Below are 13,287 nucleotides of genomic sequence, written 5' to 3'. Positions count from 1 at the left end.
CTGGTAAGTTGTGGACCAGTTGGTCCATGTGAAGCGAGCCTAGCATCCTGCTGGACCGACCGGTCTATTCAATGATGGAAACCGCACGAGGCGAGACAGTGGGAGGCGAGAGGGTGACCGGCGATCCGATTCAGCAGTTCGACGGCACAGCAGGGCCGCGGGAGCGTCTGGTCAGCACGGCCATCGACCTGGTTCGGCGCCGAGGGGTGTTCGCAACCAGTGTGGCCGACCTCCTCAAGCGCAGCGGTTCCGCCCGAAATTCCATCTACCAGCACTTTCCTGACGGAAAATCTGAACTCATCGCAAATGCCACCACTGCGGCCGGCGAGCAGATGTCATCGTTCATCGCTCACCTCACGGCAACGCGTACTCCCGTCGACGCCATCGACGGACTGATCAAGTGGTGGAAGCGAGAACTGGTCGATTCAGGGTTCACATTGGGCTGTCCGGTGCTCGCTGCTGCCATGTCCGCCCCGGACGAACCCGAGGTTGCTGCCACGGCCAACGTCGCGTTCGACAGGTGGCAGGAACTACTCACGCAGGCGGCGGTGACGGACGGCGTCGCTACCGGGCCCGCCCAGGACTTCGGGCTCTTTGCGGTGAACGCGATCGAGGGCTCGATTGTGCAATGCCGCAGTCAGGGCGACGTCAGGTCGCTTGACGTTGCGGCCGAGCAGTTGAAAGCGCTCTATCGTTCACTGCCCAGGGTTGATCAAACGTCATCGGCCACATCGTCGTAGCGTGGGAACACGGCATACACCACGAGGTCTTTTGGGGTTCCTTTGGCGCGAAAGCGCCTGCGCCGCTTGATGTACTTGGTTTCATCGGTGCAGGCCAGTGTGGCCTCGGTGGCCAGGACCTCACCCGCCGACGCGGCGTCCGCCACCCGCGCGGCGATATTCACATCGACACCGAGGAAATCATCGCCGACGGCACGTGGCTCACCGGTGTGCAGGCCGGCCCGCAACGCCGGCCGGTAGCCGTCGAGAGTGATGGCGGAGACGGCAAGGCCGGCTTCGTGAGCGGCCTCGATGGCGTCGGTTCCGTCGCGGAAAACTGCCATCAGTCCGTCACCCAGGTACTTGGTCACCGTGCCCCCACGCCGGGCGATGATCTCCTCGCTCGCTCTGTTCACCTCACCGAGCAGCGCCAGAACGGCATCGTCGCCCGCACCGAGGGCCCAGGTGGAGAAACCGACCAGATCGGTGAACAGAATGGTCACCGGACCGTCAACCGACGGCTTGGTGTTGCCCCGCCGAGTCACGAATGCCTGCCATGACTCGACGGCGGCCAACCCCAGTTCGCGTACAGCGCTGGGCTTTTCGCCTCGCGCCTGAGCGATCAGTTCGGCGACCCGGTCTGAATTGCGCAATCTGTCCGGGTTGACCTCGGCACCGGCACCCGGGGTTCTGGTTCGAACTGCCCGCGCCAGACGGACCACGGACGCATTGCCGTCGGTCTTGGCGAGGAACTCCCCCACCCGGCGTGCGCCGCGCCGCGTCTGTGCTGCCCGCCGATCGATGTCAGGCCACCTTCACCTTCGAATCACGAAGCTCACGCAGTGCGGTTCGCAGGCCACGGCGCCGTCCGGTTTCGGGGTCGATTCCGAAGGTGGTCTGGACGCCTTCGCGAACATTGAAACGCAGCTCCGAAGCGGTTTCCGGGGCATCGTCGGTGGTCGCCGACAGCATCGCGTTGGGAAGCGCCAACTTTGCGATGGTCCGGAAGGTCTGCAGATACTGATGTGCCAGCGAACCCGTGGTGTACGGCAGGTCGTACTTGTCGCAGAGTTCGCGAACACGGACCCCGATCTCCTCGTAACGGTTACTCGGCAGATCCGGGAAGAGATGGTGCTCGATCTGATGGCTCAGGTTGCCGGACATGAACCGCATCAGTGGCCCGGCGCGAAAGTTGGCCGACCCCAACATCTGTCGCAAGTACCAGCGGGCCTGATCTTCGTTGTCATACTCGGCCTTGGTGAACTTCTCGGCACCATCAGGGAAGTGTCCACAGAAGATGACCGCGTACGTCCAGTAGTTCCTGATGAAGTTCGCCGTGATATTGGCGGTGATGGTGTATTTCCAGTTGGGCCCGGACAGGGCAGGGAAGATCAGATAGTCCTTCGCGGCCTGCTTGCCCACCTTGCGCCCGATGATCTTCAGGTCCTTCGCGACCTCGCGCATACTCTTCTGGCCTTTTCGGACCTTTTCGGTTTCCACGTGGTGCAAGGCCACCCCGTACTCGAAGAAGGTGCCCAGGAGGAAGTTGTAAATCGGGTTGCCCAGATTCCACCACTCCCACCGCTGATCGCGCGTGACACGCAAGATCCCGTAGCCCACGTCGTCGTCGAGACCGACGATGTTGGTGTACTTGTGATGGATGAAGTTGTGGGAATGTTTCCACTGAACACTCGGGCATGTCGTGTCCCATTCCCATGACGAGGAATGGATTTCGGGATCATTCATCCAATCCCACTGCCCGTGCATGACGTTGTGCCCGAGTTCCATGTTTTCGATGATCTTGGCCAGGCCCAGCATGGCGGTCCCGGCGATCCACGCCGGCTTCTTGTTGCTGGCGAACAGTACTGCTCGCCCACCGGCGGCCAGGGTGCGTTGCACCGCAATCGCTCTCCGGATGTAGCGGGCATCGGGCTCTCCGCGGGATTCTTCGATGTCCCGTCGAATGGCGTCGAACTCGCGGCCCAGAGCCTCTATATCCGCCTCGGTCAGGTGTGCGTATCGGTCGATATCGGTGATCGCCATGTGCGACTACCCCCTGTCTGACTTGTCGGTTCGCACGTGTCCGGCCCAACGGCCTAAAGATCCAGCGTGCATTCACCAGACACGGTGCTGATACATGTCTGGATTCGGTCTCCTTCTCTTCGTTCGTCCCCGCTGCGCAGGTCTCGAACGTATCCCCCGGCCAGCGGGACCACACACGATTGGCAGATCCCCATCCGGCAGCCGAACGGCATCTGGATACCGAGTTCTTCACCCGCCTCCAAAAGTGTTGTGGCCCCGTCGATATCTGCGTCCTTGCCGGACTTGGCAAACGTCACCTTGCCACCTTCACCGCCCTTGTCGGTCCGCGCGATGGCAAACCGCTCGATGTGCAGCCGGTCTCGGAGTCCGTGGCTTTCCCAGACCCGCTCGGCGGCATCGAGCATCTCCACCGGGCCACACGCCCAGCATTCCCGTTCCTGCCAGTCGGGTACCACCGGCGACAGGTCGTCCAAGTCGACCTTGCCGTCCACGCGGGTCAGACGCATCTTCAGCCTGTACCCATCCGACTTGCTCTCTAATCTGACGAGTTCGTCGTGAAAGATGACATTCTCGCGATCCGGTGCGGAGTGGATGTGCACCACGTCAGGCATCTGTCCGCGTCCGTCGAGCGCCCGGAGCATGGCCATCACCGGTGTCACGCCGGAGCCGGCAGTGAGGAAGAGGATCTTCTCCGGTGGCGGATTCGGTAGCGAGAAATCACCTTTGGGGGCGGCAAGCCGGATGACGGTGCCCGGCTGCACGCCGTCGACGAGGTGGCTGGACAGGAATCCGTCCGGGTTGGCCTTGACCGTGACGGAGATGACTTTTCCATCGCCCGCGATGGATGTCAGAGAGTACGAGCGCCAATGCCAGCGACCGGCGATCTGCAGCCCGATCCCCACGTATTGCCCGGGCCGGTATTTGTGACTGAATCCCCACCCGGTTTTGATGTCGACGGTGGCCGTGTCGGGAGTTTCCTTGCGGACCTCGACGATCTTTCCGCGGAGTTCACGTGCCGACCACAGCGGGTTCAGCAGGTGCAAATAGTCGTCCGGCAACAACGGTGTGGTCGCTCTGGCCACAAGGCCGCGCACGACATTGACCTCCGGGCGCGCCGCCTGAACCTTCGCGGCCGGACGCTTGCTCCATTTCAGGAGACCCACTCCACACTCCCCTCGCTGATTGCTCCGGAGGGCCGGCGATGCTTGGCATCCCCATGACCCATGTGCGAGTTCGAGTGTACACATGTACACCGCACGGATGGGCCGATCCGCGTCCAGCGGAACGGCACATCAGCTGGTGGCAGCTACATCCTTTTCGGAATCGTCCGAGAGGGCTTCAGCGGCTTCTTCGCGGCGGTTGGCGTAGATGCTCGACACCGCGGCCGCGCCGATGAACGCGACACCGACGAGTCCGGTGATGATTTCGTTGATGTGCCACTTGATGGAGAAGAACAGGATCAACGCGAGGGCACCGATCGCCCAGTGAGCGCCGTGTTCGAGATAGCGGTACTCGGACAACGTGCCGGCGCGAACCAGGTAGACCGTGATCGACCGGACGAACATCGCGCCGATGAATCCGAGGCCCAGGGCGATGATGATCGGATCCGCGGTGATGGCAAACGCACCGATGACACCGTCGAACGAGAATGATGCGTCGAGGACCTCGAGGTACAGGAACAGGAAGAAACCCGCCTTGCCCGTTGCTTTTGCGAGATCGGTAGGGCCGCCGGTCTTCTCTGCCAGTTCGTGCTGTTCGTGCTCGGCGGCGAGTTCTTCGGTGTGGAACAGCTCCCCGAGGCTGTTGACCGCGATGTAGGTGATCATGCCGAGGACTCCGGCCACCATCACCGTCGCGCGCTCGTCATCCGGCGCGAGGAGCTCGGCGATCAGGACGAGACTGCCACCGGCGATGATGACAGCAAGATGGTCGAGCCTGCCGATCTTGGCGAGGGGCTTCTCCAGCCACGTCAGCCATTTGATCTCATTGTCCTCGAGGATGAAATTGAGGAAGAGCATGAACAGGAACATGCCGCCAAAGGCCGCGATCTGCGGATGCGCCGCGGTGAGGATCTCTTCATACGATTGCTGACCGGAGCCCTCTGGGGGCACGTTCATCGCCAGGTCGAATGCTTCGACCGGATTCAGTCCAGAGGTGACCCACACGATGAGCAAAGGGAACAGCAGACGCATGCCGAAGACGGCGATGAGGATGCCGATGGTCAGGAAGATCTTCTGCCAGAAGTCACTCATCTTCTCGAGCACGGTCGCGTTGATGACCGCGTTGTCGAACGACAACGACACTTCCAGAACACCGAGGATCAAGCAGAGCGCCAGCGCGGTCCAGCCCCCATAGAGGTACGCAACGCCCAACGAGACGATCGTTACGAGGACCGAGATCCCGAATGTGCGGATGACCACCCGTGCTCCTTATTTCTTGCGCTTACGCGGTAACAGCACTATCGCGGAACCCCGGAAGGCTCCGCGATAGTGCTGAACTATACGACGTCGAATATCGACGTGTCGGGCGCTGACTAGACGTTGACACCGTAATCGCGGGCGATGCCGGCGAGTCCGGAGGCGTAGCCCTGGCCGATGGCACGGAACTTCCACTCGGCACCGTTGCGGTACAGCTCGCCGAACACCATCGCGGTCTCGGTGGAGGCGTCCTCGGAGAGGTCGTAGCGGGCGAGTTCGTTGTTGTTGGAGCGGTCGGTGACGCGGATGTAAGCGTTCCGAACCTGGCCGAACGACTGCGAACGGCTGTCGGCGTCGTAGATCGATACGGGAAAGACCACCGATTCGATGTTCGGCGGCACCGCAGAGAGATCGACGTTGATGACCTCGTCGTCGCCTTCACCCTCACCGGTGGTGTTGTCACCGGTGTGCTCGATCGAGCCGTCCGGCGAGCGCAGGTTGTTGAAGAAGATGAAGTGCTGATCGGAGACGACCTTCTTGTCGGCTCCGGCTCCGATGGCGCTGGCATCCAGGTCGAAGTCAGTGCCGGTGGTGGAACGAATGTCCCAGCCGAGTCCGACTGCCACTGCGGTCAGGTTCGGAGCCTCTTTGGTCAAAGAGACGTTGCCACCCTTGCTCAAGCTGACGCCCATGTCAGTACCTTCCTGAGGTTGATTCAAAGTTGAGTGAGGCCGACCCGCATGCCAACTCTGGCGGTGAGCCGAGCCTTGCGGTCAACCGTACGTGAATATGGACATCGGTGGCAGCGTCCACTCCGATACCTACAAAAATTGATTCAATACATGCACAGATCGAATGACAGTCGCCGCCATGGCGACGCTCTGCCGGTCACCTCGGGCGGCGGAAATCCACGCTCCCAGTAGGATGCGCGTGTGGCCAGGCGCTGGTTTCGACGAGATAGCCGTGACGTCGGTGGCGGGCCCACCGACGCCATCACCCATGCCCGAAACGACATGGTTTCCGGGTTCCTGGAACTCGATCAGCGGTTGTCGATTCTTGCCGAGGGCGTCGATGCCGCGGCGACCTTGGGCCTGTCGGACGACCTCGTCCGGGCATTCGCACCGATCCGCGATGGGTGTTACGAGACCATCAATCAGTATCTTGCGCTGAGCAGCGCGGATACCACCGCCCCGCTCGCGGAGTACCAGCGGACGTCGAACCAGATCACCGAGTCGATACACCGGCTGGACCGCTTCTATGAGCAGCATTCGACCCAGATCGAGCATGCTCGATCCACATACGGCGCGATTCCGGACCAAGCCGCCCGCGTCCGCCGGGAATCCGACCAGCTCGCGGACCAGCTCGGCGCCTTGTCGGCCGACCAGCTGGGCTACGGGTCGATCAAAGATGCTGTGCAGCACCATGATCAGGTTCGACTGCAGTTCGAGGCCGCTCAGCTACACGTCTCGCAGGGCGGAGATCGGGCGGAGTTGCAGGCGCGAACTGCCCAGATGCAGGCCTCGATCAAGAAATTGCAGCAGGCAATCGCGGAGGCGCCGAGCAAGAACAAGGAAGCCCGTGCTGCGCTGGCGTCCGTGCGGACGCGGCTGGCGGCGGTCCGCAATCGCAGTGAGCGGATGCCCGAGGCGTACTCCGCGCTCCTGCGTGAGTTCAGCGCTGCGTGTTCGGCAGATCTCATCGGTCATGACCGGCGAAGTGCCGAGGACCTCCTGCGGGCCGCTGCTGAAATCGACACCGCGGCAACCACACTCGAATCGGATCCGGAAGCGTCGCTCGCTGCGGTCAAACGCGCGCGGAAAGTGCTCACCGACGCCGAGGAACTCGTGGACGGTGTCACCGATCGACTGAATGAACTTCGCGACGTGAGGAGGGACCCACCGGCGGCCGCCGGTAGAGTGCGCTTTCAGATCCGAGACGCGCAATTGCTTGCGGTGAACCTGGGGTTGGTCAAACAATGGGGTTCGGTTCTCGATGCGCAGGTGTTGCGCGTGGACCGGGCTGTTGCTGCACTGACCGGGCGGCATCCTGATTTCTGGGGTTATCTGGTCGACCTGCGAACCATCTCTGACTTCGTCACCGGAGTCGTGAGCAAAATGAAGGACGAGGCGCGACGCTGATGATCAAACAAGCCATCTCCGGCGGTGAAAGTGGCCACCGTGAGCAGGCAGATGAACAACAACCAAACAACGGTGAAAGCTCAAGTGACACCGCAAATATTCAGCATTTCGCTGCGCTCGACGAGGCCGAACGCGAACGCCTGTTTCACCGGTTTCCCGAAACGATCGACGTCGATTCGACACCAGAGCTGCTCAGTGTGGCGATAGGCGCCACCCTGTATATCCCCGCGATCCGGGATCGCCTGCCCGAATTGATTCTGAGGCAGGGGCGCAACGGGTCGACATCGATGGTCATCGACCTCGAGGATGCGATCGCCGACCATCAGGTCGCGGCCGCGATGACAAACCTGGTGGCAGCGCTCGACGACCTCGCCGACCAAGCGGCCGGCGTCCCTTTGCTCTTCGTCCGGGTCCGCACGGCCGAACAGATCGACGAACTGCTCGGACGGCTGGACCGTGGGATCGAGATACTCGCCGGATTTGTACTGCCGAAGTTCACCGCCGTGAGCGGCGAGGGCTACCTGAACCGGATCGACGGCGCGATCGCAGATTCCGGCCGGATGCTGTACGCGATGCCGATCATCGAGTCCACGGAGGTTTTGCACCTCGAGTCCAGAATGCAGGCACTGAGCAGCATTCGTGACCTGCTCGGCAAGCATCGGGAGAAGATCCTCGCCGTTCGGATCGGCGCCACCGACATGTGTGGCGCCTTCGGAATCCGGCGGGACCCCGACCTCACGATCTACGACGTGCAGCCGGTGGCCGAGGTAATCGGCGCGATCGTCAACGTCCTCGGGCGGACGGACGGCACCGGCTTCACCATCACCGGACCGGTCTGGGAGTACTACAACACTCACGACCGGATGTTCCGGCCGTTGCTGCGGCACACCCCATTCGAGCAGATCGACGCGGTGCGTTTTCGCACCCACCTGGTCAGCCGGGACCTCGATGGACTACTGCGGGAACTGGTACTCGACCATGCAAATGGACTTCAGGGCAAGACTGTCATCCATCCCTCTCACGTGAATGTGGTGCATGCGATGAGCGCGGTCTCCCACGAGGAGTACGTCGACGCCGTCGCGATCCTCGGAGTCGACGATTCCGGAGGTGTCGAACCGTCGGCCTATCGGAACAAGATGAATGAGCGTCGCCCACACCGTAATTGGGCTGACAAGACGCTCGTCCGGGCGCAGGCATTCGGTGTCCTCCAACCCGAGATCGGCGTTGTCGACCTGCTGGCATCGGTGGTGGAGCCGTGAGCGGAACCGATAGCCGGCAGGTCAGTGCGCCGGTCACTTCTTATGCCACATCGGAGTTCGGGCTGCGTGCCGAACATGTCAGTGGTCATCGCGGGTGGCGCGTCGAGGATCTGGTGCGATCCGGCCTCCGTCGCAACCCCAAGCGCGCACACCTCTGGGTGTCGACCGTGCTGGGTAAACACATCCCGGTGCCACCGGCTGTGATCTTTGCCGCGGCCGGCGATCTCGGTGATCTGGTCACGTCGGCGTTGCATGATCACGGTGCCACTGATGCTCTCGTGTTCGGATTTGCCGAGACGGCAACGGGTTTGGGGCATGCCGTCGCTCACCGGATGGGTGCGGGGCACTATTTGCAGTCGACCCGGCGGTTCGAATCCGATGTGCCGGTGATCGCGCGTTTCGAAGAAGGTCATTCGCACGCGACCGACCACCTGGTGGTCCCCACCGATCCACAAAGCCTGCACACCGACCTTCCGGTGGTGCTGGTCGACGACGAGATATCCACCGGCGCCACGGCACTGGATGCCATCCGCTCGATGCAGGAGGTGCATCACCGATCGCTGTACATCGTGGCGTCCCTGGTCGACATGCGCACCGACCGCGATGTGACCCGGTGTCAGGAACGGGCCCGCGACGTGGGCGTCGACATCGTGTTCATCAGCCTCGCGCAAGGTGTCACCCACATCCCTGACGACCTGCCCGCGCAGGTTGTGGCGCTGCCGCCCGGACCGCAGCAACATCCCGGTAGCCCCGGCCGCCTCGAACGACTGGAGGTGTCGTGGCCCGAACACGTCCCCGATGGTGGACGGTACGGATTCGGTCGTGGCGATTGGCCCGCATTCGATCAGGCCGTGACAGTGATCGCCGGGCAGGTGGCCGCCGTGTTGGACCCGGCACGTCCGGTGATCGTCATCGGACACGAGGAGTTCATGTACTTGCCCCAGCGGATCGCCGGTGAGTTGTCGTCGGTTGTCGAAGCCCCCATCTTGAGCCAGACCACCACCCGGTCCCCTGCCCACGTCATCGACCACAAGGGCTACCCGCTTCGTCGTGGATATCACTTCATTGCGCCCGAACCCGATGCCGCGCCGGATCGGTTCCTGTACAACGCAACCCGCGAACACCCCGGCGCCCAGCTGGTTGTTGTCGTCGACTCCCCCGCCGACACGGTGGCACTGACCGCGCCGGACGGACTGCTCGAAACCCTGCGCCGCGGTGGCGATGACGTTCTCGTGGTGATCGTTCCGGGCACCGACCACCGCGCTCTGCGGGCGACTCGGGGGCAACAGTGAGCGCGGCGCAGGAAACCGGTTTCGGCGTGCCGCTGGTCGGACCGGCCTTCGGCAGCTACGCCCCCGATGAGGTGCGCTGGCTCCTCAAAGACCTGTCGCATGTGGCACTCGAGGCCGATGTCGCTTCCCGGGAACAGCAGATACAGGCAGGACTGGCGCACTACGCCGAAACCTTGCCGGTGGAGTTTCAGCCCGATGCCGCGTATCAGGAACTCTTTCATCGAGTTCTCGGCGAGAGTGCCCACCGGCTGGCTGTCGCGGTGGGTGCCGTCACCGACCTGGTGCTCGCCGAACGGGGTACCGATGTTGTCCTCGTCTCGCTCGCCCGTGCCGGGACACCCGTCGGTGTCCTGATGCGGCGATGGGCACAGTACCGCCATGGACTGGATCTGCCGCACTATGCGGTGTCGATTGTCCGGGACCGTGGAATCGACGCCAATGCGATGAGATACCTGGCCGCACACCATGATCCCCAAAATGTCGTGTTCGTCGACGGCTGGACGGGCAAGGGTGCGATCACCAAGGAACTCACGGCTGCACTGGACGAGCTCGCGCAGGGCGGTGGTCCCCGATTCAACCCCGACCTCGCGGTCCTCGCCGATCCAGGTTCCTGCGTACGCACCTACGGCACCCGCGATGATTTCCTGATCGCCTCGGCATGCCTGAATTCGACTGTGTCGGGCTTGGTTTCGCGCACTGTCCTGAACGACCAGCTCATCGGTCCGGACGACTTCCACGGCGCGAAGTTCTACTCGGAACTGATCGACCAGGACGTGTCGGCGGTGCTCCTCGATGCCGTCACCGCCGAATTCGATTCCGCCGCAGCAGAGGCCACGCAGCGATACTCCGACATCGTGTCCTCGGACCGGTCTCCGACCTGGTCAGGATGGCGCTCTGTCGAGTCCATTCGAGAGCAGTACGGGATCTCATCGGTGAACTTTGTGAAGCCCGGTGTGGGTGAGACGACCCGGGTTCTGCTTCGCCGGGTGCCCTGGCGTGTCCTGGTGCAGGATGCCGATGATCCTGCGCACGAGCATATTCGAGCATTGGCGCGAGCTCGATCTGTGCCCGTCGAAGTTGTCCCGGAGCTGGCATACAGCGCTGTGGGCCTGGTGAAAGAGGTCTCGTGAGCAGTACCGTGAGCAGTACTGGCCGGGTGTCGCTGACCAGGTCACCGGTATTGGTGACGCTGGACATGGATCGGACCCTGATCTATTCGGCCAATGCGATCACCCAGGGTGCCCCGGATGCCTCGCGTGCCGAGGCGTTGCTGGCGGCGGCCCGATGTGTGGAGATCTACCAGGGAAAACCGCAGTCGTACATGTCGGAGGCCGCCATTGGGTCGCTCCTCGAACTCGACCGGATAGCCCAGGTCGTACCGACGACAACGAGGACCATCGAACAGTACCGTCGCATCGAATTACCGCTGGGTACACCGGAATTCGCGATCACCAGCAATGGCGGCAACATCCTGGTCCACGGTGAACCCGACGAGGCCTGGTCCACGCATGTTGCCGGACTGCTCGGCAGCCTGGGTGCCGGAATCGACGACGTCTACCGGCGCCTGGACAGCGACGCCCGTGACACGCCCTGGCTACGCACACTGCGCATCGCCGACGGACTGTTCTGCTACGTGGTCGTCGAACTCGACCTGCTGCCGCCTGATGTCGTGCCGACATGGGCCAGGTGGGCCGCCGAGGTCGGCTGGAACGTCTCCCGGCAGGGCCGGAAGATCTATGTGATGCCGAATCCGATCACCAAACACATCGCTGTCGAAGAGGTCCGCCGGCGGATGTCCGTGTGGCCCCGAGTGAGTCTGGCTGCCGGCGACGGTGTCCTGGATCAACCGATGCTGGTCGGGTCCGACGCCGCGATCCGACCGCGGCACGGTGAGCTCGAAGAACTCGATTGGCAGCACCCTGATGTCGTGGTCACGACCGGAAGCGGTCTGGCGGCATCGGAGGAGATGCTGGAGTGGCTGATAGAGCGGACAGGCACAATGGAGTCCGTCGTTGAAACGGACATTCCGTCCATCGCGCCGACTGGTTCGGCCGTGGCAGACAATTCAATACCCAACGAAGGGCTCAGGTGATGACAACAACTCTGGTCAAGGGGCAAAACGGTCCGCTCAATGCATCGACGGTGGACATCACCGTCGATCTGGCGGCTGCCGGTGACCTCTCGGCGTTGCTGGTCACCGATAATCTGAAGGTCCGGACCGACGCCGACTTCGTCTTCTACAACCAGCCTTCGGGGCCGGGCGTCACCCTGCAGACGGGTGCGGGCATCGGCACCCTCTCGATCGTGCTTGGTTCGGTCCCCGCCGATATCGCGGTGGTCCGTGCGGTCATCACTCTCGACAGTGGCACCTTCGGAGCTGTCGCGCCCCCGGTCGCGCGCGTCCTGTCCGGTGGACAGCCGTTGTATGAGTACCGCGTCGAGGGTCTGGGCACGGAGTCGATCGTGATCGCGCTGGAGGTCTACCGCCGCGGCGGCGACTGGAAGGTTCGCGCCGTCGGCCAGGGTTACGCGGGTGGTTTTGCGGCGCTGGTCACCGATCACGGCGTTTCGGTGGACGACGCACCCGCAGCGACCCCGCCGGTAGCAACTCCTCCGGCACCGACGCCTCCTGCGCCTGCACCGCCCGCTCCGCCGGCACCCAGTTACCCGTCGCAGCAGCCGCCCAGTTACCCGTCGCAGCAGCCGGCACCGAGCTACTCGCGACCGCCGCAGGCCGCGCCGGCTGCGCCTGCCGCCGGGTACGCTCCACCGCAGCCGCCGGCAGCTCCGGCCGGCCGGCCGGAGGTCAGCCTGCGAAAGGGCCAGCCGGTCAGTTTGAGCAAGGGACAACGTGTTTCGCTGAACAAGGACGGCGGAGTCGCACTTACCAACATCCAGATGGGTCTCGGTTGGGATCCGGTGGTGGTCAAGAAGATGTTCGGCAACCGCAGCCCCGACATCGATCTGGACGCCTCGGTGGTCATGTTCGCCGACACCCAGGCGGCCGACGTCGTCTACTACGGCCAGCTGACGTCGAAGGACGGATCGATCCGCCACCTCGGTGACAACCTCACCGGTGCCGGCGAGGGCGATGACGAGGTGGTCACCGTTGACCTGACAAGGGTGCCGATGCACGTCAACGCTCTCATCTTCATCGTCACCTCGTACCGGGGTCAGACCTTTGAACAGGTCGCCAATGCGTTCTGCCGTCTCGTGGACCAGACGACCAACTCCGAACTGGCTCGTTACACCCTTGCCGGCGGTATGGCGTTCACCGGCGTCGTGATGGCAAAGGTGTTCCGCGAAGGCGGGGTCTGGAAGCTCCAGGCGATCGGCGAAGGAATCACGGCTCGCCATGCCGGCGAAGCATTGCCGCAGCTGCAGCGTTTTCTGTCGAACGACTTCATGAAATAGACCCG

12 protein-coding genes are annotated in these 13,287 nt (G+C 63.0%); 7 read left to right on the top strand and 5 right to left on the bottom strand.

What is annotated here, in order from left to right; all coding sequences use genetic code 11:
- The first annotated feature begins 113 nt into the window (after positions 1-113).
- Entirely contained in the window at positions 114-740 is a 627-nt protein-coding gene (locus H290_RS28635) for a TetR/AcrR family transcriptional regulator (protein ID WP_196809547.1), read from the top strand.
- Here H290_RS28635 and H290_RS0114430 read toward each other — a convergent pair.
- The 5 genes from H290_RS0114430 to H290_RS0114410 form a co-directional block, all read right to left on the bottom strand.
- Positions 713-1,480, bottom strand: coding sequence for an adenylate/guanylate cyclase domain-containing protein (locus tag H290_RS0114430; RefSeq protein ID WP_020107521.1), 768 nt, complete (start codon positions 1,478-1,480; stop codon positions 713-715). The genes H290_RS28635 and H290_RS0114430 overlap by 28 nt on opposite strands.
- A 43-nt stretch (positions 1,481-1,523) precedes the next feature.
- Positions 1,524-2,762: a fatty acid desaturase gene (locus tag H290_RS0114425; RefSeq protein ID WP_020107520.1), complete on the bottom strand. Its 1,239-nt coding sequence runs from the start codon at positions 2,760-2,762 to the stop codon at positions 1,524-1,526.
- Positions 2,763-2,815: 53 nt separating this feature from the next.
- Positions 2,816-3,925: a ferredoxin reductase gene (locus H290_RS0114420; protein ID WP_020107519.1), complete on the bottom strand. Its 1,110-nt coding sequence runs from the start codon at positions 3,923-3,925 to the stop codon at positions 2,816-2,818.
- A 129-nt stretch (positions 3,926-4,054) separates the two neighbouring features.
- On the bottom strand, positions 4,055-5,182 hold the full coding sequence (locus H290_RS0114415; RefSeq protein WP_020107518.1) for a DUF475 domain-containing protein: 1,128 nt from the start codon (positions 5,180-5,182) through the stop codon (positions 4,055-4,057).
- Between the two features lie 113 nt (positions 5,183-5,295).
- Positions 5,296-5,871 carry a TerD family protein gene (locus H290_RS0114410; protein WP_020107517.1) on the bottom strand — a complete coding sequence of 192 codons (576 nt, stop codon included), beginning with the start codon at positions 5,869-5,871 and terminating at the stop codon, positions 5,296-5,298.
- 240 nt (positions 5,872-6,111) lie between these two features.
- On the opposite strand from H290_RS0114410, the gene H290_RS0114405 reads away from it, so the two are divergent.
- From H290_RS0114405 to H290_RS0114380, 6 genes are read left to right on the top strand one after another with little or no spacing between them, the layout of a single operon-like run.
- Positions 6,112-7,317 carry a hypothetical protein gene (locus tag H290_RS0114405; protein ID WP_155976855.1) on the top strand — a complete coding sequence of 402 codons (1,206 nt, stop codon included), beginning with the start codon at positions 6,112-6,114 and terminating at the stop codon, positions 7,315-7,317.
- Positions 7,317-8,576, top strand: coding sequence for an HpcH/HpaI aldolase/citrate lyase family protein (locus tag H290_RS0114400; protein WP_020107515.1), 1,260 nt, complete (start codon positions 7,317-7,319; stop codon positions 8,574-8,576). The genes H290_RS0114405 and H290_RS0114400 overlap by 1 nt, the downstream gene beginning before the upstream one ends.
- The gene (locus tag H290_RS0114395) at positions 8,573-9,868 is read left to right on the top strand and encodes a phosphoribosyltransferase family protein (protein WP_020107514.1); all 1,296 of its coding nucleotides are present in this window, start codon (positions 8,573-8,575) and stop codon (positions 9,866-9,868) included. The genes H290_RS0114400 and H290_RS0114395 overlap by 4 nt, the downstream gene beginning before the upstream one ends.
- The gene (locus H290_RS0114390; protein WP_020107513.1) at positions 9,865-10,998 is read left to right on the top strand and encodes a cysteine protease StiP family protein; all 1,134 of its coding nucleotides are present in this window, start codon (positions 9,865-9,867) and stop codon (positions 10,996-10,998) included. The genes H290_RS0114395 and H290_RS0114390 overlap by 4 nt, the downstream gene beginning before the upstream one ends.
- Positions 10,995-11,960, top strand: coding sequence for an HAD family hydrolase (locus H290_RS28630; protein ID WP_231373703.1), 966 nt, complete (start codon positions 10,995-10,997; stop codon positions 11,958-11,960). The genes H290_RS0114390 and H290_RS28630 overlap by 4 nt, the downstream gene beginning before the upstream one ends.
- Positions 11,960-13,282, top strand: coding sequence for a TerD family protein (locus H290_RS0114380; protein ID WP_020107511.1), 1,323 nt, complete (start codon positions 11,960-11,962; stop codon positions 13,280-13,282). The genes H290_RS28630 and H290_RS0114380 overlap by 1 nt, the downstream gene beginning before the upstream one ends.
- Positions 13,283-13,287: the final 5 nt, after the last annotated feature.

Origin of the sequence: Nocardia sp. 348MFTsu5.1 (assembly GCF_000383535.1) — a bacterium.
In the GTDB taxonomy this organism is placed as follows: Bacteria; Actinomycetota; Actinomycetes; order Mycobacteriales; family Mycobacteriaceae; genus Williamsia; species Williamsia faeni.
The sequence above is the reverse complement of the archived record's forward strand: the minus strand, read 5'-3'. Positions and strand labels throughout refer to the sequence as shown.

Bases quoted from the DNA above. Each gene is read 5' to 3' on its own strand.
- H290_RS0114380 (WP_020107511.1), top strand. From the start codon at position 11,960: ATGACAACAACTCTGGTCAAGGGGCAAAACGGTCCGCTCAATGCATCG.
- H290_RS0114400 (WP_020107515.1), top strand. From the start codon at position 7,317: ATGATCAAACAAGCCATCTCCGGCGGTGAAAGTGGCCACCGTGAGCAG.
- H290_RS0114410 (WP_020107517.1), bottom strand. From the start codon at position 5,871: ATGGGCGTCAGCTTGAGCAAGGGTGGCAACGTCTCTTTGACCAAAGAG.
- H290_RS0114425 (WP_020107520.1), bottom strand. From the start codon at position 2,762: ATGGCGATCACCGATATCGACCGATACGCACACCTGACCGAGGCGGAT.